The 17,717-nt window shown below is 70.8% G+C and carries 27 protein-coding genes and 1 tRNA gene; 13 read left to right on the top strand and 15 right to left on the bottom strand.

Translation table 11 applies throughout. The features are described from left to right. Nucleotides 1-92 precede the first annotated feature (92 nt). The 12 genes from O7627_RS24530 to O7627_RS24475 all read left to right on the top strand — a co-directional run bounded on the left by O7627_RS24530 (nucleotide 93) and on the right by O7627_RS24475 (nucleotide 6,214). Nucleotides 93-530: a DUF3052 domain-containing protein gene (locus O7627_RS24530; protein WP_278095832.1), complete on the top strand. Its 438-nt coding sequence runs from the start codon at nucleotides 93-95 to the stop codon at nucleotides 528-530. A 163-nt stretch (nucleotides 531-693) separates the two neighbouring features. Next, nucleotides 694-1,155 (top strand): peroxiredoxin, encoded by a 462-nt coding sequence (locus O7627_RS24525; protein ID WP_278095831.1) that lies wholly within the window; start codon nucleotides 694-696, stop codon nucleotides 1,153-1,155. Between the two features lie 84 nt (nucleotides 1,156-1,239). Further along, a tRNA-Val gene (locus O7627_RS24520) sits at nucleotides 1,240-1,314 on the top strand. Nucleotides 1,315-1,429: 115 nt separating this feature from the next. Next, nucleotides 1,430-2,368 carry a tyrosine-type recombinase/integrase gene (locus O7627_RS24515; RefSeq protein WP_278095830.1) on the top strand — a complete coding sequence of 313 codons (939 nt, stop codon included), beginning with the start codon at nucleotides 1,430-1,432 and terminating at the stop codon, nucleotides 2,366-2,368. Between the two features lie 178 nt (nucleotides 2,369-2,546). After that, nucleotides 2,547-2,750: a hypothetical protein gene (locus O7627_RS24510; protein ID WP_278095829.1), complete on the top strand. Its 204-nt coding sequence runs from the start codon at nucleotides 2,547-2,549 to the stop codon at nucleotides 2,748-2,750. Between the two features lie 256 nt (nucleotides 2,751-3,006). Continuing rightward, entirely contained in the window at nucleotides 3,007-4,242 is a 1,236-nt protein-coding gene (locus O7627_RS24505; RefSeq protein ID WP_278095828.1) for a helix-turn-helix domain-containing protein, read from the top strand. 213 nt (nucleotides 4,243-4,455) lie between these two features. Continuing rightward, a complete protein-coding gene (locus O7627_RS24500; RefSeq protein ID WP_278095827.1) occupies nucleotides 4,456-4,686 on the top strand; it encodes a hypothetical protein in 231 nt (76 codons plus the stop codon). Then, a complete protein-coding gene (locus O7627_RS24495; RefSeq protein ID WP_278095826.1) occupies nucleotides 4,683-4,934 on the top strand; it encodes a hypothetical protein in 252 nt (83 codons plus the stop codon). Before O7627_RS24500 ends, O7627_RS24495 begins: the two co-directional genes overlap by 4 nt. A gap of 2 nt (nucleotides 4,935-4,936) precedes the next feature. Then, nucleotides 4,937-5,149: a hypothetical protein gene (locus tag O7627_RS24490; RefSeq protein ID WP_278095825.1), complete on the top strand. Its 213-nt coding sequence runs from the start codon at nucleotides 4,937-4,939 to the stop codon at nucleotides 5,147-5,149. 28 nt (nucleotides 5,150-5,177) lie between these two features. Beyond that, nucleotides 5,178-5,483, top strand: a complete 306-nt coding sequence (locus tag O7627_RS24485; RefSeq protein ID WP_278095824.1) for a hypothetical protein — start codon at nucleotides 5,178-5,180, stop codon at nucleotides 5,481-5,483. Between the two features lie 356 nt (nucleotides 5,484-5,839). Then, nucleotides 5,840-6,031 (top strand): hypothetical protein, encoded by a 192-nt coding sequence (locus O7627_RS24480; RefSeq protein ID WP_278095823.1) that lies wholly within the window; start codon nucleotides 5,840-5,842, stop codon nucleotides 6,029-6,031. Nucleotides 6,032-6,040: 9 nt separating this feature from the next. After that, nucleotides 6,041-6,214 carry a hypothetical protein gene (locus O7627_RS24475; RefSeq protein WP_278095822.1) on the top strand — a complete coding sequence of 58 codons (174 nt, stop codon included), beginning with the start codon at nucleotides 6,041-6,043 and terminating at the stop codon, nucleotides 6,212-6,214. Nucleotides 6,215-6,343: 129 nt separating this feature from the next. Here O7627_RS24475 and O7627_RS24470 read toward each other — a convergent pair whose 3' ends face one another. Genes O7627_RS24470 through O7627_RS24445 form a run of 6 tightly spaced genes read right to left on the bottom strand, consistent with a single transcriptional unit; the run spans nucleotide 6,344 to nucleotide 12,843 of the window. Next, nucleotides 6,344-6,571, bottom strand: coding sequence for a holin (locus O7627_RS24470; RefSeq protein ID WP_278095821.1), 228 nt, complete (start codon nucleotides 6,569-6,571; stop codon nucleotides 6,344-6,346). A gap of 11 nt (nucleotides 6,572-6,582) precedes the next feature. Beyond that, complete coding sequence (locus tag O7627_RS24465) at nucleotides 6,583-6,891, bottom strand: hypothetical protein (protein WP_278095820.1); 309 nt, start codon at nucleotides 6,889-6,891, stop codon at nucleotides 6,583-6,585. Continuing rightward, the gene (locus O7627_RS24460) at nucleotides 6,891-7,655 is read right to left on the bottom strand and encodes a hypothetical protein (RefSeq protein ID WP_278095819.1); all 765 of its coding nucleotides are present in this window, start codon (nucleotides 7,653-7,655) and stop codon (nucleotides 6,891-6,893) included. Before O7627_RS24460 ends, O7627_RS24465 begins: the two co-directional genes overlap by 1 nt. Before the next feature lie 3 nt (nucleotides 7,656-7,658). After that, on the bottom strand, nucleotides 7,659-8,120 hold the full coding sequence (locus O7627_RS24455) for a hypothetical protein (protein ID WP_278095818.1): 462 nt from the start codon (nucleotides 8,118-8,120) through the stop codon (nucleotides 7,659-7,661). Further along, nucleotides 8,117-10,897, bottom strand: coding sequence for a hypothetical protein (locus O7627_RS24450; protein WP_278095817.1), 2,781 nt, complete (start codon nucleotides 10,895-10,897; stop codon nucleotides 8,117-8,119). Before O7627_RS24450 ends, O7627_RS24455 begins: the two co-directional genes overlap by 4 nt. Continuing rightward, entirely contained in the window at nucleotides 10,897-12,843 is a 1,947-nt protein-coding gene (locus O7627_RS24445) for a phage tail tape measure protein (protein ID WP_278095816.1), read from the bottom strand. The genes O7627_RS24450 and O7627_RS24445 overlap by 1 nt, the downstream gene beginning before the upstream one ends. A gap of 107 nt (nucleotides 12,844-12,950) precedes the next feature. Between O7627_RS24445 and O7627_RS24440 the strand changes: the two genes are divergently transcribed. Continuing rightward, nucleotides 12,951-13,313, top strand: coding sequence for a DUF732 domain-containing protein (locus O7627_RS24440; RefSeq protein ID WP_278095815.1), 363 nt, complete (start codon nucleotides 12,951-12,953; stop codon nucleotides 13,311-13,313). Here the strand turns inward: O7627_RS24440 and O7627_RS37210 are convergent, their stop codons facing one another. The 9 genes from O7627_RS37210 to O7627_RS24395 all read right to left on the bottom strand — a co-directional run bounded on the left by O7627_RS37210 (nucleotide 13,314) and on the right by O7627_RS24395 (nucleotide 17,709). Next, a complete protein-coding gene (locus tag O7627_RS37210; protein WP_347404671.1) occupies nucleotides 13,314-13,442 on the bottom strand; it encodes a hypothetical protein in 129 nt (42 codons plus the stop codon). It abuts the gene before it with no gap. A 68-nt stretch (nucleotides 13,443-13,510) separates the two neighbouring features. Beyond that, complete coding sequence (locus O7627_RS24430; RefSeq protein WP_278095814.1) at nucleotides 13,511-14,056, bottom strand: hypothetical protein; 546 nt, start codon at nucleotides 14,054-14,056, stop codon at nucleotides 13,511-13,513. Beyond that, nucleotides 14,056-14,808, bottom strand: coding sequence for an IPT/TIG domain-containing protein (locus O7627_RS24425; RefSeq protein WP_278095813.1), 753 nt, complete (start codon nucleotides 14,806-14,808; stop codon nucleotides 14,056-14,058). The genes O7627_RS24430 and O7627_RS24425 overlap by 1 nt, the downstream gene beginning before the upstream one ends. A gap of 16 nt (nucleotides 14,809-14,824) precedes the next feature. After that, complete coding sequence (locus O7627_RS24420) at nucleotides 14,825-15,274, bottom strand: minor capsid protein (RefSeq protein WP_278095812.1); 450 nt, start codon at nucleotides 15,272-15,274, stop codon at nucleotides 14,825-14,827. Between the two features lie 10 nt (nucleotides 15,275-15,284). Next, on the bottom strand, nucleotides 15,285-15,569 hold the full coding sequence (locus tag O7627_RS24415) for a minor capsid protein (RefSeq protein WP_278098417.1): 285 nt from the start codon (nucleotides 15,567-15,569) through the stop codon (nucleotides 15,285-15,287). 56 nt (nucleotides 15,570-15,625) lie between these two features. Beyond that, complete coding sequence (locus tag O7627_RS24410) at nucleotides 15,626-15,901, bottom strand: hypothetical protein (protein WP_278095811.1); 276 nt, start codon at nucleotides 15,899-15,901, stop codon at nucleotides 15,626-15,628. A gap of 2 nt (nucleotides 15,902-15,903) precedes the next feature. Beyond that, nucleotides 15,904-16,248 carry a hypothetical protein gene (locus tag O7627_RS24405; RefSeq protein WP_278095810.1) on the bottom strand — a complete coding sequence of 115 codons (345 nt, stop codon included), beginning with the start codon at nucleotides 16,246-16,248 and terminating at the stop codon, nucleotides 15,904-15,906. Nucleotides 16,249-16,255: 7 nt separating this feature from the next. Further along, nucleotides 16,256-16,975, bottom strand: a complete 720-nt coding sequence (locus O7627_RS24400) for a hypothetical protein (protein ID WP_278095809.1) — start codon at nucleotides 16,973-16,975, stop codon at nucleotides 16,256-16,258. Next, entirely contained in the window at nucleotides 16,972-17,709 is a 738-nt protein-coding gene (locus tag O7627_RS24395) for a hypothetical protein (protein ID WP_278095808.1), read from the bottom strand. The genes O7627_RS24400 and O7627_RS24395 overlap by 4 nt, the downstream gene beginning before the upstream one ends. Between the last annotated feature and the right edge of the window lie 8 nt (nucleotides 17,710-17,717).

Genomic DNA, 17,717 nt, shown 5'->3' with positions numbered 1-17,717 from the left:
GCCACTTGCGTCCGGCCGCCCAACTGTGTGGACTTTGCTCTACCGGCGTCGTACCGATGCCGCTACCAGTGAAGAAGAGGAGGCACGCGACAGTGAGCGCGACCGCAGGTCAGGCCGCCGACGGAGTACGGAGCCTGGCGGACCGGTTCGGTATCGAACCGGGGATGGTCGTCATGGAGATCGGCTACGACGACGACGTAGACCACGACCTCCGCGACGCCCTGACCGACCGCTGTGGGGAGTTGGTGGACGAGGACACCGACGAGGTCGTCGACGCGGTGCTGGTCTGGTACCGCGACGGCGACGGCGACCTCTTCGAGATCCTGGTGGACGCCCTGAACCCGCTCGCCGGCAACGGCGTGGTCTGGCTGTTGACGCCCAAGGCCGGGCGGGACGGGCACGTCGAGCCGAGTGACATCAGCGAATCGGCGCCCACCGCCGGCCTGCAGCAGACCTCCACCGTCAACGCCGGCAAGGACTGGAGCGGCGCCCGCCTGGTGCTGCGCCGGGGGAGCAAGAGCAAGAAGTAGCGAAACCAGACCCGTAGCGGTACGGGCGCCGGTCGGGCGGGCCGGTGCTCGTTTCACCACCTCCGCACCCGGTTGGTGCCACCGGGTGGCGGTGAGCCACGTACCCGGCATACTCATACGGGTCCGGCGATGATCCGCCGGCCGACGACCGAAGGGGTGGGGTATGCCGATCGAGGTGGGCGCCGAGGCACCGGACTTCCTGCTGAAGGACCAGAACAACCAGGAGGTCCGGCTCTCCGACTTCCGCGGCCGGCGAACCGTCCTGCTGGTCTTCTACCCGCTCGCGTTCACCGGCACCTGCTCCGGCGAGATGTACGAGATGCGCGACAACCTGCACGAGTACGTCAACGACCAGGTGCAGCTGCTGACGGTGAGCGTCGACTCGGCCTACAGCCACAAGGTCTGGGCCGACCGGGAGGGCTTCGAGTTCCCCCTGCTGGCCGACTTCTGGCCGCACGGCGCGGTCGCCCAGGCGTACGGCGTCTTCAACGAAGAGGCCGGCATCGCCAACCGGGGCACCTTCGTGATCGACAAGGCCGGCGTGGTGCGGTTCGCCGAGATGAACTCCCCCGGCGAGGCCCGCGACCAGTCCGCCTGGCGCAAGGCACTGGCCGCCGCGAGCTGACGGCGGTCGCCGGAGCCGGACCGGCACGACAGGGTAAGCTTGCCGCCGCCGGCAAGCCGGCTCCCGTCATGCCGTACGGCGTCGGGGCGCGTAGCTCAGTGGGAGAGCACTCGCCTTACAAGCGAGGGGTCGCAGGTTCGAAACCTGCCGCGCCCACCACCAGCGAAAACGTCGATGAGCCCGCCGAGAAAGTCATGGCACGATGCTCACAGACCACTCGCTTATCACCGTCGCCCCGATCCCGGGCCGGCCCTCTTCCGGGGGACGGTGAGGCATGCCACGCCACCCCCGGCCCGCCGTCCCGGCCTGGGTCACCCCCTGGATCGACTCCTTCGCGCTCTCCCTCCGCGCCAACCGCCGCTCGCCCCGAACCATCGAGATGTACATCGATGTCGTCCGGTGGTTCGGCGGATGGCTCCCTTCGGAGATCGACGACTGGTCCGAGGTGACCATCGACCACGTCCGCCGCTTCTTCGTTCACCTGCAAGACCTGGAATACTCCGCCAGCTACGTAAACAACGTCGGTCGATGCCTCCAGGCATTCTGGCGGTGGTACTCGGTGGAGGAAGATCAGCCGAACATCTTCGGCGATCGGCTGAAGCCGCCACCCCCGCCGAAGCTCGGCGATACCCCACCTCCCGTCATCGCGGCTGAGCAACTCGCTCTACTGCTCAAGGATGCTGAGGCCCGTCGCGACTTCGAGGGCCGCCGAGACGCGGCGATCATCCGGCTGTTCGCCGCCACCGGCGGGCGCCTCGCCGAGCTGGCGCTCCTCCAGGTCGACGCCGTTGACCTCGGCCAGCGGCAGGCCACCGTCACCGGCAAGGGCGCCAAGACCAGGATCGTGCGCTTCGACAACCAGGCAGCCCTCGCTCTTGATCGGTACCTTCGGGTCCGCGCCCGCCACAAGGCCGTGACGGAACTAGGGGTGACCGCCTTGTGGATCGGCACCCGCCGCCGCAGCGGCATGACACCGTCAGGAATCCGACGGATGATCTACCGCCGAGCCAAGCGACTCGGACTCAAGGTCTGGCCGCACCTGTTCCGGCACACGTTCGCCCATCAGTGGCTCGATCGAGGAGGGGCGGAGGGCGACCTGATGGAGCTGGCGGGGTGGGGATCACCGCAGATGCTGCGGCACTACGGCGCCTCCGCGAGGGGTGCGCGAGCGCGCCGGGCTTATGACCGGGTGATGGGCGAGATGCCGGGATGAGCGGATGACGGTGTGAGGGTGTCCTAACAGGTGGAACGGCCGATAGCCGATCATGCTACGTGATCACTCGGTGACCAGGCGGATTCCTGCCTGGACAGATGATGACCATGGACGTAACCAGCCGACTACCGTGAGCCCCTTGCACCTGCAACTTCCACCACCGCCACGGGAGGAAGCAATGATCCACATAGCCAGGTCACCACTGACCTGGATGATCCTCGTCGCCACCGTCTCCGGCTCCGGCGCCATCCTCGCCGCCGGACTCCGCCACGCACGCGCAGCCGGCTACGTCGCCGGCTACTGCGACGCCGCCCGGGTGCGGCCCGGCCGCCACCTCTGGGCCGTCCCGGCCGGCCCGGACACCCGGCGCGCAGCACGCTGATCGGAGGGTGGAGGGGGATCGGGGCCGGGCTTCAAAAAGCAGCATCGAAGCCCCCCCCCGCTGGATAGTCATATCGCGTCACAGACAGCAATGACCCCGACCTACCCAGGTCGGGGTCATCACGTTGCTGGCGGAGCCGGCGGGCAGGCCGGCCCCCGGGGTGGCAGCGTAGCAGCGCCAGCCGACACGGCGTACGGTCGCAGGTAGACAGGCCCGGGCAGGGGCCCGGCCGACCCTCGGGCAGGAGGGCACCATCATGGCCACCATTGGGGACAACATCGCCAGGCTCCGCCGGTCGAAGGCGATGACGCAGGAGCAGCTGGCCGAGCACGCCGGCCTCGCCGTCGCCACCGTGTCCAAGCTCGAACGCAACGAACGCACCTCAGCCCGGCTCGACACCGTCGCCAGACTCGCCCGCGCCCTCGGCGTCCCCACCACCACCCTGGTCGGCGACGCATCCGAAGCCGCCGCCCGGCGCGAGCCCGAGCACCGCCCGCTGTCCCTGATCCAGGTACGCCAAGCGCTCACCCCCGCCCGCGGCCTCGCCGGGTCGGTCGCCACCGCCCCGGCCGGACCGCCCCCGGGGCTCGATGCCATCCGGGCCCGCCTCCGCCGCGCCGACCAGGCGTACCACGGCGCGGCCTACGGGTCGGTGCTCGCCGAGCTGCCCGAGCTGATCACGGACGCGCGGGCGGCCGCCGAGGTCGCCCAATCCGACGAACACGGCCAGGCCCACGCCACCCTCTCCCGGGTGCTCCACCTCACCGGCTCCCTCCTGATCCAGATCCGCGCCGGGGACCTCGCCCACGCCGCGCTGACCGCATCGCTGACGGCCGCCGAGGCCGCCGGAGACCAGACCCTCGCGGCGGCGGCGATCAAGCAGCGGTGCTGGCTCCTGCTCCGCCAGGCGCGCCTGGCCGAGGCCGAGGCCCTCGCCGTGAACACGGCGGACGCGGTCGAGCCCCGGATGAGCCGAGCCGAGCCGGCCGAGCTGGCCGTGTGGGGCTGGCTGCTGATGACGGGAGCCGCCGCAGCAGCCCGGGATCAGCGGCCGGGTGACGCGGCCGAGATGTTCGACGCGGCAGCCGCGGCGACCGCCCGCCTGGCCGACCGGCCGATCGGCGGGGATCACCTGCTCGTCCTGGACGGAGTGCGGTCGTCGGCGGTCGAGATGATGCGGGTCGAGACAGCCGCCGTTACAGGCGCCCCTGACCGGGTGGTGGCGATGGCGGAACGGATCCGGCCGGACGACGGCGCGGACGCCACCTCGTGGCAGCGGCACCGCCTTGACGTCGCGTGGGCGTGCGCGGAGATGGGCCGCTGGGGTGATGCGACCGACGTTCTCAGCGACCTTCGGCACCGGGCGCCGGCATGGCTGCGGCACCAGCGGTACGCCCGGGACGTGGTCCGGACCATCAGCGACGGGCGGCGGCGGGCGATGTCGGCCGAGCTGGCCGAGCTGGCGGAGCTGACGGGGGCGGCACGTACGTAGGTACTAGATCCATTCCGGAGGGTCAGTTCCCGGACACTGTGCATCTGGGACGGTGCGTGATCACCGAGCAGCATCGGGTGAGGACGCGACGCCGGACCGGACTCCATCGGCAAATGGCCTGGCCCCGTAACCGCGTCCCGCACGAGCGGCGCGGTGCCGGGCCCCCCACGACGCAGCCCGGCACCGCGCCCCCGACCCGGGAGGCGCGCGCGGATGGATCACCCATGGCCCGGCCGCCGGCCGCGAACGCTCGCCGAGCTGCGTGCCGCCGCCGAGCAGCACCGCGCCGAACTAGACGACGCCTCGGCCCGGGAATGGCTTGACCGGGCGCTCCTGCGGCCGGAGATGGAGGCGGCGAGAGCGGACACGATGCGCCGACTCCGGGCCTGGGCCACCCGCACTACCAGCCAGATCCGCGCGCTCACCGACCAGGAGCAGCAGTGACCACCCCGCCGGCCGACCCCGGCGACGACCAGCCGGTGAGCGCGGTCGGTCTGACCCGGTTCACCGTCAACCTGACCCCCCGCGCTGTCGTCGCCCTCGACGGCCTGGCCGCCGCCGGACCGCAGAGCCGCACCGACGCCATCAACCGGGCCTTGCGAACCTCGGCCCGGCTGGCCAGGTGCGCCGACGCCAACGGCGTCGTGACGGTGCTCGTCGACGGCCGCCAGGTCGAGATCGAGGTGGTCTGACCGTGACCTCGATGGACGACGGCGCACCCACCCACGCCGCCCTGGCCGAGGCCGCGGCACGGACCCTGACCGGGCACCGGGACGGCGGCCGGTGCGGCGAGTGCAGCCCGGATGGCTGTACGCAGCTCGACTGGGCGCAACGCTGGACCGGCCAACTCGTCCGCCGTCCCCGGGTCGGCGGTGCGATCGGCCGGATCCTGCGCAGCATCGGCTGATAGCCGGCCCCTCGAGTACGCTCATCCCATGCCTGAGATGCCGCTGACCATCCCGCAGCTCATCGAGCGGCTGGAGCAGCTGGAGCGGCTCCGCGGCCTGGAGCGCACCGCCGAAGCGCGGGCGCTGTCCGACATCGCGGCCTCGGCGATCCGGGCAGCCGGCGACCAGGGCGCGTGGGAGGGCACCAGGCGCACCGGGCCGGAGTCCCAGCATCCGTGGGCGCGGCGGACCCGGGAGCAGGCGGAGGAGCAGCTCGGGGTGGGTCACGGCCGGATCGACCGGGCGGTGTCCGCGCACAACGCGCGGCTGCGGGCCGGGTGGCTGAAGGGCTGACCCCAGACCGGGTGATATCGGGCAAGGTCACGGGCCGTGGTGCCCGTTTCGTTCCCGGCAGCGGTCGGTATGTCCGAGTAGCTGCGGCAGTTCCGTAACGCTGTCCCAATTGACCTGCTTAGCTACTCGGCCGTTCGGGCAGACCTATCCCATGCATGAGGTACGTAAGGGGGTAGTCGGCCAACCCGGCTTACACTGTCCACCTCGGACGGTCGACGCGCCGTCACCCCGGCGCCGATAGCCGGTCGAATCGGACAGCGGGCGGATCGGGCGGTCCGCCCGAGGCCTCGCGCGGCCGTATCCGTGCAGGTCAGAGGCACTGTCATCCCATGTATGGGATGACTAGCGTTGTGGGCATGACGTACGCGGAGTTGGAGCAGCAGGTAGCCGGTCTCACCGAGCAGCAGACCTGCCCGGTGTGCCGGGACACCGGGCTGATCACCTGCCCCTGCCACATGAGCCGCACCGAGGACGGCTGGTGCTGGTGGTGCGACTCCCCGGACCTCCCCGCGCAGATCCTCTGCCCCTGCCAGCACCTGACCGCCTGAGGAGCCACGATGTCCCCCACCCTCGCCGCCGCCCTGACCGCCGAGCTGGACCAGGCCCGCAGCGACGCCCTCGCCGAGGCGATCGCCACCGTCACCGCCCTGCTCACCGACGCCGACGACGCAGCCGACGGGTACCGCGACGGCGTAGACGACGCGCTCACCGTGCTCCGCCGCCTCGCCTGACCCTGGACGCACGAGAGCGCCCCGTCTCCCTGGTGGGAGGCGGGGCGCTCTGCGTTGAGGGGGTCCGGCCCGGGGGTGACCGGCTGGAGACGGGGAGACTCCCGGAGGCTCCGCCGGACCGGACCCCGGCTACTCGCGGGTCAGGCTCGGCGAAGCCGGCTCGCCCACCGGCGCGCTGACGATCGACGTCACCAGCGACGCCAACGCCATGCCCAGGCCGATCCCAGCTGCGCCCTGCCAGTCGATGTTGAACACGCTGATGCCCGGCTCGCCGAGGCCGGCCGCGATGCCGAACCCCTGCGCGAACGTCTTGATCAGACGCTCCCCGGCGCCCTTCCAGAACTTCTTGGTGAACACCCTGACCCTCCTCAGGTCTGATGTGAGTGGCCGTTGATGTGCTCGGACAGCCGGGCCTCCACCCGGTTGACCGCGTCCCGCAGGCTGCTGCCGTGGTCCGGCTGTAGCTCCGCCTCGATCCGGGCCAACCGCTCCGGCACGCCCGGGATCGGCGCGCGGCCGGGCCGGGCCGGCGCCCCGTACCAGTCGACCCGGAACTCGTCGTTCTGCCGGGCGAGCCGGCGCAGCGGCCGGCCCACGGTCACGCCGACGGTGAGAGCGGCAGCGACGATGCCCGTGACCCCGCCGCCGATCGCGACCACCGTCTGCACGTCGACCATCAGCCCTGGTCGGGGGCGAGGCTGGACAGGGCCCGCCGCACCCCCGCGTCGGCCGCGGCCACCAGGCGCTCGTCGGCGACGTCGCCCAGCTCCTCCCGCAGTGCGTTGACCAAGGCGGCACCGAGGCCGGCGTTGAGGTCCGCCAGGATCTCCGCCCGGATCCGCGCCTGCCCGGCCGCCAGCTCGGCGGCCCGCTGGTCGATCCGAGCCAGGATCTCCCCGGCAGACTCGCCCGCGCCCGCGCGCATCAGCGCGTCCAGCCGGTCGGTGATCGCCCGCTGCCAGGTCTCGTCCCGCACCCTCCAGCCGTGGTTGCGGCCCAGGTCCAGGCGGGCGAGCGCCTCCAACTCGGCGAGCTTGTCCATGTCGAGTTCCTCCTCTGGCGTAGCCAGTCCCCACGGCCGACGGTCCTGCTCTGCTGTCCGGCTCTGGTCGATGGATAGGTGGAAGTGCCCGGTGTGCGGGTTCTTGCCGCTGTACGGCTCTTCCCGCCACCCGCGGAGCCGGTGGTAGAGCCGATGCCGGTAGATCAGGTAGCGGGCCGACGGGTGCCGCTTGATCGCCGCGAACACCACGCCGAAGTCGATGCCGTCGGCGTCCACGTCCAGGGCGTTGACCGATTCCCGGCCGTTGGGGATGTGGTCGGACGGTGGGGTGTGGAACTCGTCGCCGATCGTGCCGTCGCTGGTGCGGTCGCGGCGCGGCCACCGCTGGTCAAGCTCGGACCGCAGCACGGCGAGGGACGGGGCGAGATACCAGGCCACGGGTCAGTCTCCGATCCGGTAGCAGGACAGGTGAGCGGTCACGTTCCGCGCGGACCCGTGGGAGTGGAATACGTCGCAGACGAAGGTGTCAGCGGCGAGCAGCGGCAGCACGATGCCCACGCACCCGCGGTCTTCCTGGTTGTCGAACAGGTTGCGATAGGTCAACGCGTGCCCGCCGGTCACCGCGCTGGTCGGCACCACAGAGCAGAACGACCGGGTGCCGGCGGTCAGGCTGTCGACGACCGGGACGTAGGTGATGGCGTACAGCCCGCCCAGGCCCGCCGGGATGGTGACGGTCGCGCCGGAGCTCCAGAACCCGTCGGTGTCCTCGTCCTCGGTGTCCCAGGAGATGTTGGTCTGCGACGCGCTGTTCACCGACTGGTTGGCGGCACGGCGTAGGCGTACGCCGGTGCGCACCGGTAGGTCGTCGGCGGTGACGATGGCACCTGCTCCGGGCCAGCTCATCGGGCGAGCCTCCAAGGGTCGGTAGCAGTGACGCGGCTGCCGGACGGGATGGTCTTGGTGATGCCGTTGACGGGGGCGGCGTCGACGTTGAGGGTCTGCGGGTCGGTCGACCCGGTGATGCCGGTGACGGTCAGCCGCACCCCAGCCACCTCGATGTCGAACGGAAAGTCCTGCGGCCTGTCCGCCGTCGTGATCCACAGCCGGCGGGTGCCGGACGCCCGCTGCACGGTCATCGACGTGTCGGTGCCGGCGTCGAAGTCCGCCGTGGTCTCGCTGCCGCCCGTGTCGAGCCGGGTGGTCGCACCCAGCTCCCCGACCCGATGCAGCCGACCCGGCGCCGCGTTCCAGGTGATTTCGCGCCGACTCGGCCGCAGCGTCTCCACGTACCCGCGCACCAGCAGTTCCGGCTCATCCGGCGGCAGATGCTCCGGCAGGCTGGTCAACCGGAGCAGGTCCCCGGTGTCAGCGGCGGCCGCCGCGGCGGCCAGGGCCGGGTTGGACGCCATTGCCCGGCCGGTCAGCCGGACCCCGACCTGCGGGTAGCGGGACTCGTCGAGGGTTCCGCCATGCCGGCGCCAGTCGGCCGCCGGCTGTAGTTGGCTGTCGGTGGCCAGGATCAGCTCCGCCGCCACGTCGTAGACCCCGACGCCGTCCGGGTCGTCCTCGGGGTCCTGCACGTTCAGCGGCCCGGTCTCCTGGACGCTGCGGTACGAGGCGCCGGCCGGCCTGGACACCGTGACGTCGTTGGCGACCAGGGCGTCATCATCGACGGGCCGCAGCGGCGGCATGATCTCCCCGGCTGCGTAGTCCAGGGTGATCGGGGCCTGGTTGTAGAGGGAGCGTCCGGTCCGGTAGGACAGCGACCGGTTGCCGCGGGTCTCGACGATGAACCCGCCGTCCGCTTCGGACACCTCGCCGAGCAGGTCGAGGAACCGTTTGGTGCCCTGCGGTCCCATCGGCTGGCTGTCGGCGGGGTCACCGATCACGATCGCTGGCACACCCTGCTCTCCGCACAGCCGGAGGAACCGCTCGGCGGCCAACTCGCCGTTGTGGGCGCTGGCCGCCTCGGCGAAGGAGAACGTGACGAACGGGAGGTCTCCGTTCGTGGCGAACAGGTGCGACACCCGCGGGTTGGTCGCGGCCAGCACGCTGTCGACGGTGATCCGGAGCGACCGGAACGCCCCGGCCTGGCCGGCGAACGAGTTGGTGCCGGAGGTGAAGAACTGCGGGCCGTCGCCGACCGCGTGGAAGTTGACGGCCCAGTTCACGTTGCCGCCGTTCTGGAAGACGAGCAGCGTGAACGCCACCCACTCCTCATCGACGGCGGCGACGCTGCCGGAGACGTTGACGTCGTCGGTCGACAGCACCACCGTGGACAGCCCCGACGTGCCGATCGCCGAGATGGTCAGCAGTCCGTTCGACTGGAGGTCCAGCGTCCATGTGTGTGCGGTGCCCGTGCTGGTGATCGTCATCAGCCGGGTGGTCGACGCGGGCAGCGCGGTCAGGCGGGCGAACCACAGCGCGGTCCACGAGTTGGTCGAGGCGTGCGGCGATGCTTGGCCGATGATGCTGCCGGCCGGCCCGAGCACCGCCACCCCGGAAGCGCCCAGCAGTGTCGGGTCTGTCTCGAAGGTGACGTCGGAGATGACGGCCGGGCTGCCGTTGGGGGCGGCGGTGCTCATCCGGGTCGCCGTGCCGCCGTCCTCGCACGTCCACCAGGCGACCGGGTTCCGGTGCACCAGGTTGCGGTAGATGGGGCTGCGCAACGGTTTCCGGCCCTGTCCGAGGCGGCGGAGGATCCCCGACGCGGTCAGGGCCACCGACACATCCCGCCCGGAGGTGTCCCACTCGGGCGGCCACTCCGACACCTCGGCGACGATCCGCGCAGCAGGGTCGTCGACCACCGCCCCGGCGCCGATCAGCCAGGTCCGGCCGGCGGTGTCGACCTGGCTGGTCTCGCCCAGCTCGGAGTCGCGCCAGTCCGGCCGGGCCACGATCGTCCCGCCGATGCTCGACCGGACCTGCACTTCGTACACCCGGCCGGCCGGGAGCACCGGATCGTTCTGGACAACGTACAGGTCGGCCGTGCTGCTGTAGATGCTGGTGGTGCCGGTGGTGGTGAAGGTGATGCCCAGCGGCGTCCAGGTGCCGGCCAGGTCCCCATCGGAGACGTAGAAGGCGACCGTGTGCCCGCCGGCCCCGTTGTTGACGTCGAGGGTCGCGCGGACGCGGAACCGCTCGCCGAACGCGGCCGGCACCGGAACGCTCGACACCTCCGACCGCTGAGACGCAAAGGTGCCGTCCGGCGACCAGATGAACTGCAGGTGCCCGGCGGACGTCAGCCGGAGCAGCCACGACCGCTGATTGCCGGTCGTGAGGTACTTCGTCACGAGGGCGAAGTCCCGATTCCACACCGCGCCGTCGAACCTGACGTCGATGTCCCCGGTGATGTCGAGCGACGCGTGATCGGCGGTGTAGGCGGCAGCACCCGGGTACCCCTGCAACGTCAACCAGTTGTCGGGACTCTCCCCGACGACCCTCGCCCTGATCGGAGTGTTCCGGCCGAGCCGGCCGTAGTACTCGCTGCGCGGGTTCCGCGGCGAGTACTTCCCGTTAGGGCTGCGCAGGTCACCGATCGTCAGGGTGCCGGGCTCCGGCAGCACCCCGCCGCGTTCCGAGTATCCGCGGGTGATGGTGACTCCGCCCTTGACCCGCACGTCGGAGGTGATGTCGACCCAGGATCCGTCGACCAGCATCTCGAACTGGTACTCGGGCATCAGGACCGTCCGCCGAAATACGCCTGCACGTCCCCTCGTCCCCGGGTCTGCACCTTCTTCCGAACGAGGAGCACCAGGTCCTCACCGCTGATCCGGAATTCGCCTGCCAGCTGGATGGCCTCGGCGTGCCCGCCGCCGGGCAGGTCGCGCACCTGGGCGGCCGGCACGACCCGCTCCCCGCGGTGGATGACGGCCAGGCCGTCACGCAGCACATCACCACCCTTGGCGAGGTAGGGAATGTTCGGGGTGGACAGGGTACCGCCGCCGAGCTGGCCGAGGCCCGGGATGTTCACCGACGGCAGAGAGAATGACAAGCTGTTCCACTTGCCGATGATCCAGTTGATCGCGCTCCGGAATGCGTTCTTGATGCCGTTGAACATGCCGGATGCGGCGGCCGAGATTCGGCCCGGCATCGACCGGACGAAGTTGCCGAGGGCGAGCATCTTGTTGACGATCCAGTCCTTCACGGCGGTCGTCGCGGCCTTGATCCGGTCCCAGTTCTTGACGATCGCCAGCACAGCCAGGCCGATCGGGCCGGTAATAATCGCCAGCAGGAGCGGCCAATTGTTCTTGATCCACTCCCACACAGCCATTGCCGCGCCCTTGATGCCACCCCACGCCCAGGCCCACAGATCCTGAAACCAGGTCGTCTTAGTTGCGATGAGGATAATCGCGCCGACGAGAATCAGGATGCCGAGGACGATCCATGTGATCGGGCTGGTCCACAGCGCCAAGTTAAGGACCGCTTGCACAACTGCCCACACCTTCATGGCGGCGGCGACGGTGCCGATGACGAGGGCCAGGGCGCCGAGACCGACCGCCAGTGGGCCCACAATTTCCGAGTACTCGGACAGGAAGCCAATGACCTTTTCGAGGTAGGGGATCGCGTCGGCCATGGTCGTCGACAAGGCGCTCATCGCCTGGCGCTTGAACGCCTCCAGCTTCTGGGAGGCGGACTCCTCCAGTGTCTCGCCGAGCCGGTCGGCAGCGCCGGTGACGTTACCGAGGCGGTCGGCAGCGGTATCGACGTCAAGGGCGTACAACGCGGCGCCCAAATCTTCGGCTTTGGTGCCGAACAATGCGACCGCGGCAGCATCGCGCTTCACCGGGTCTTCGATGGCGCGGAGCCGGTCGAGGACGGTGTCGAGACCCTTTTGTGCTGCCGGGCCACCCTTGGCGATTTGAGCGGTCATCCGCCCGGCGTTCAGACCGAGGAGCTTGAATCCCTCGGCCGATGCGGTCGACCCGTCGATGGCGCGAATTGAGAATTCCTTGATGGCATCCGCGACCGTGTCAACGTCCCTCGCGCCGGCCTTCAGACCTTGGGTCATCAGGCCGGTCGCGGTAGCGCCGTCCAATCCGAGCTTGCGGAACTGAACGGAGTACTCCGAATAGGTGTCGAGCAAATCGCCCGCGTGGTCACCGGTTTCTTGGAAGCCGCGAGTCAAAATATCGAATGCCTCGGCGCTGTTCTTGGCGAGCCCATTTCGGACCATTTGCCCGGCAGCCCTTGCCGTCGCCGTGACGTCTTGGCCGAAGACGTCGGCAAGGGCCTGGGCCTTGATGGTGACCGACTCGATTTCAGCATTGGTGGCGTCCTCCTGGACCAGGCCGGCCGTGAGGACACCCCGGAGCGACTCGCCCACTGCGGCGGCCGACTCACCAAAGCCGCGGGAGTAGATCTCGCCGGCGATCCGGCCCATCTCCGCCCCGTACGCCGGGTCGCCGCCGAGCTGCGCGGTCAGCTTGGCCTGTGCCTTTTCCAGCTCCATCGCGGACAGCAGGCCGGCGCCGAGTGCGGCGCCGATCGCGGCACCGGCTACGGCGGCGGACGCCTTCAGGGAGTCGCCGTGGTCCCGCCACGCCTTCTTGGCCGTGCGCAGATCCCGCTGGAACGGCTCCAGATTCGCGGAGAGGACGGCGGACAGTTCACCCAGCTTGAGCACGATCCGCCTCCCCAGAATGTGTCAGATCTTGGACGGCCAGCGGACCCGCTGGCCCGGCGTCGGTACGGTGCCCCGGGTCCCCACCCCCGCCACGAGAGGACCTTCCGATGTCGACTCAGCCCGCGCTGCCCCGCAAGGTGATGGGAGCGCTCGGTGTGCTGATGCTGCTGGTGATCTGCGTGATCGGCGGCTTGATCGTGTTCCTGCCCAACGCCTCCGACGATGAGCCGGCGTCGGTCGCCACCGAAGCGGCCGCCGAGCGCGCCTACCTGGATGCCCTCGCCGAGCTCGACCCGGCCCTCGTGTCCAGCGAGCAGGTGGCGCTCAACGCTGGCGAGAACATCTGCCAGGAAGTCGAGACCGGTAAGGAGCCGGACATTGCGGCGAAGAACGCGGCGGCCCGGTTCGAGGTCGACGAGTCGCGCGGAGCCGAGCTGGTCGCCGTGGCACGTGAGCATCTCTGCCCGTAGCTACCGCCGGCCGTAGGTAGGCACGCTCGGCATCTCCGGCTCGGGTGAGAGTGCCCGATAGATGCGGGTGTCCGCGCTGAGCAGGCCGAGGATGCGGTACTCCAGCCAACGCCACGACCGGGAGCGCATCAGCTCCCGGTCATCGGCCTCAATCCCGAACTCGGAGTGCAGGTCGGCGACGACGAGCCGCCAGCGGGTCAGGATGTCGACCCAGGCGACCGGGCCGCCTTGCCGCTCGACCCGGACTTCCGGCGGGTACTCGTACCACTCGTACGTGCCGGTGATCGGGCACCGCTGGCCGCGCCCGTACTGCTCTTCTTCGCTGCTCGGCGGTCCGCCCGGTTGGTCTCCGGGCGGAGGGATTCCGGGCGGCCACCCGCCTCCCAGTACCTCCGGGCCACGTCCTCGTCGGCGACGATCCACAGGTAGGCGGTGGAGCCGCAGATCTGGATGTACTGGTCGGGTACCCCGTCGGCCACCATCTGCGCGTACGCGTCGCCGAGAACCCGCTCCGGCAGGCTCAGGTCTCCGGGCAGCTCGGGGAGGGCGTTGGCCCGGTCGACGGCTGCCCGCGCTTCCTCGGGGGTGCTGGCGGAGGTGATCTCGCCGGTGGCGATGGCCATCCGCCGGCACCACAGGCCCAGTTCGGCGGAGGCGAGGGGGACGACGTACTCCCGGCCCAACACGGTCAGCGTCAGGCCAGGGCTGAAGTACTCGTCGAGATCGGCGAACTTCGACGCCATCAGGTGGTGTACACGTAGTCGTTGCCGGTGCCGCTGGTGGAGCTGGTGCCCTCCGGCGTCGTCACGGTGACCTGCACGGTGCCCGGCGAGACGACGGGGGCGACCGCCACGATGGTGGAGTCGTCGATCACGGTGAAGTCGGCCGCCGCCACCCCGAAGTCGACATCGGTCGCGCCGGTGAAGTGCTGCCCGCCGATCGTGATCAGCTCGCCGCCCTCCTCCTCGCCGGTGGCCGGCGTCAGGGAGAGGACGACCGGGGTGAGGTCGGCGGCCGGGTTGTCGACCAGGCTCATCGGGCCCTGCCCCTGGATGACCAGGCTGATGGTGTCCCGCGCGCCCGGACCGCCGCCGTCGGGGTTCCAGGACTTGACGTAGGCGCGGCCCTGCTCCGCCTGCTCCAGGCCGGCCCGGTCGTACACCCGGACACCGAACTCCCCGGCCGCGGTGCCGGACGTCTTCATGGCCTTGAACTTCGCCTTGAGGAAGGCGTGCACCGGGTTGACGGTGACACCGTCGGCGGCGGTCCGGTGCAACAGCTTGATCTCGTACGCCCACCGGTAGCCGGTGAACACCTCCCGCATCGCGCCCTCGTCGTCGTACGCCTCGTCCGACTCGACCCGGGGCTCGTCGATGGGCTTCATCTCCTCGACGCCGAGGAGGCGCTCCCAGTCGACCGCGGGGAAGGCGGCGATGTCGATGTCGATCGCCATCCGGCGGGCGAGCAGGGTCACGTGGTCGGTCGGCTGCGTCATGGTGACCTCTCCTCGGTCAGTCGGTGTTCCACGCGGTGGGGCGCATGGCGTCGATGTAGTAGTTCTCCGAGCGTTCCCACCGGCCCGAGGTGTCGGTGCCGAGGGAGGTGTAGGACTGGCGGCGGACCTGCACGATCGGGATGCCGCCCCAGGTGACCCCGGTCAGCCCGTCCAGGGCCTCGTAGATCGCGTCGGCGAGGTCGTCGCAGTCGCGGGGGTCGGCTCCGGCCCGGACCCGGATCTGCACGCCGCTGACGCTGTCGGCCAGGCCGACGTAGTCCTGCCCGACCGGGTACGCGGCGAGGGTGATCAGCCGGTCCGGAGCTTGCGGTACCGCCCGGATGACGATGGCGGTCTCCCCGGCGGCGTAGGCGCCGGAGGGTCGCCAGTCGCCCACGCCGGCCGCGTCGAGCAGCTCGGCGAGGCCGGTCAGGAGTCGGGACGTCCAGCCGTCTCCGATCGCCACAGCGGCCTCCTTATTGGAGCGGTTTGCCGGCGGCCTTGGCGATCAGCGCGAGCATCGTGTCCCGCTCTGTCGCCATGGGCTTTTCCAGGTACTTCGCCTCTCGCCCCTCGTCGTGCCGGGCGGTCAGGTCTTCGTGCTGGCGGACGGCGTAGGGCCGGTCGTACGAGACGGCGACCGCTCCGCGGGCGTCGTCCCGGGACACCTCACCGGACCGTTCGAGGTCGCCCTCTTCGTGCGGCACCAGCTCGCTGCTGGCTTGGAGTAGGTGCTCGGCGGCCAGCTCCAGCCCGTCCATCGTGGCGTCGGCGAGGATCGCCGCGATGCGGTCGCCGTTCCACTCCAGCTCCACGGTCAATCCCCGTCGCTGGCGATCCTGGCCCGCATGCGGGTGACCGCGTGGTCCAGCAGGCCAAGCGCGCGGTGCAGCGGCACGTCACCGTCGCGGTAGAGCTGGCCCACCGCGGTGATGCCGTCGCCGTCCTCGTCGTAGCCCTGCTGGGCGGTGACCACGACGTACTCGGTGAGGAGCCACGGGCCTGACCCGGCGTAGGCGTCGAGGGTCTGTTGGATGGCGGCGGTGAGGGCATCATCGGCGGCCCGCTGTTCGGGGGTACGGGAGTCGGTCACGCTCACTCCAGGCTGATTTCGAGGTGCTCGGGCAGCTCCAGGCCGTGATCCGTCGGCCGGGACACGGCGAGCACCCGGGCGGCCGGGCGGCCGGTCAGGGTGACCCGGGACCCGGCCGGACAGGTCGTGGCCAGCGGCGCGAACACCGTGGTGCTGGAGACCGCCTCCTGCCCGGCGGCGTCCTGGGTCTGCACCCGCACCAGCCGGCGGGACTCGTCCACTACGCACGGGGTGACGTCGACCGGGGCGCCGAACACGTCCCCGTACGCCCCGGATCCGTCGTACGGCTCGACCTGCACGGTCGCCGGCTCCGGGATGAACTCGGCGCAGAACTCTTCCCACGTCATCGCCGGGTCACCACGTCTGCGGCCCGTGGCCGGTCAGGCCGGCCGACTGAAGCACCTGCCACGCCTGGGACCACAGCGGGCCGATCTTGTCGACCAGGGCGCCGGACGCGCCGCCGGCACCGGACGCCTGCTGCACCGACAGCTTGCCGATCGTGAAGCCGGACCGGCGCGGCGCGGCGCCGGTGCCCGACCGGTTGCCCGCGTCGAGATTCCCGATCGCCTGCTCCACGGTCGCGTCCCGCAGCGCTGTGATGTGCGCGGCGGTGGTCGGCAGGCCATTGTCATCGACCGGGTAGACCGAGGTCAGCAACGCCCGGTCGACATCCCTGCTCGCCCGGACCAGCAGCATCGCCGCGCCGGCCGGAGTGCTGCCGTAGACGTCGTTCAGGTCGGTGAGGGTGGCGTACGCCCCGGGCACCGGGATGTACTCCTGCACCGTCACCGTGTCGACGGCGGGGATCTCCTCGGAGTCGCCATCGGTCGCGGTCCAGATCGCGTAGTACTCGCCCGGGTCCTGGTCGGCCGGCACCTCCCAGCGGTAGGCGTTGAGGCCGGTACCCGCGCTCGTCACCCCGGTGCTGGTCGGCCCGACCACCGCAGCACCGCCCGCGATCGGCACGATCTCGATCGTCACCCCGGTCACCGCGACCAGCGGCCCGCCTTCGTGTGAGCGCCACTCCACTGGCAGGGTCAGGGTGCGGCCCTGCTGGATCGTCCACGCGGTCACGCCGAGCCTCCCAGGTTCGTCAGGCTCCAGCGCAGCGGGTACGCCGAGGAGGCGAAGAGCGTGCGGGAGGAGGCGCCGGTGGCCCGGCCGTACAGCCGCACCGTCACCTCACCGGACACCACGTCCCCGGCCTGGACGGTGTAACGCGCCGGCAGCCGCGGGCCGGTGAAGCCCTCGGACACGTACCAGGCGGCGATTCCACCCGGCCACCTGCTCGCGGCACCGCCCGTCGACCACCAGTTGGTATCGGCGCCGGAGACCCGGGTGGCGGCGTCGAGCTGGCAGTCGTCCCCGGTGTTGTTGAGCAGGCAGCTCGGGGCGAGCTCCAGGACGTCCCCGGCCGCGGCCTCGATCGTCAGGTCGGGGCCGAGCTGGATCCAGTCGGCCTGTTCGACGGTGATGTTGCCGGTGGTGACGTGCCCGGTGTCGGCGACGACCAGGGCGGCCGGGCCGGTCGGGTGGGTGTGGTCGCCGGCCGCCACCTGCCCGGCGCTCGTGCCGACGTCGGCGGTCAGGGTGCGGTCGGCGGTCAGGTCACCGCCGCCGGTGAGTCCGGTACCAGCGAGGATCTGCCGGGAGGTGGGCACTCCGCCCTCGCCGCCCTGGTCGACGTACGCCTTCGTCGCGGCGTGCAGGTCGGCGCTGGGCGCACCGGGCAGCACGAGGGGGCCGGTCATCGTGTCCCCGGCGACCGAGACCTTGCCCGGGTCGCCCGAGGTGTATCCAATCGCCACGATGACCT

Source organism: Solwaraspora sp. WMMD1047 (genome assembly GCF_029626155.1).
Lineage (GTDB): Bacteria > Actinomycetota > Actinomycetes > Mycobacteriales > Micromonosporaceae > WMMD1047.
The sequence above is the reverse complement of the archived record's forward strand: the minus strand, read 5'-3'. Positions and strand labels throughout refer to the sequence as shown.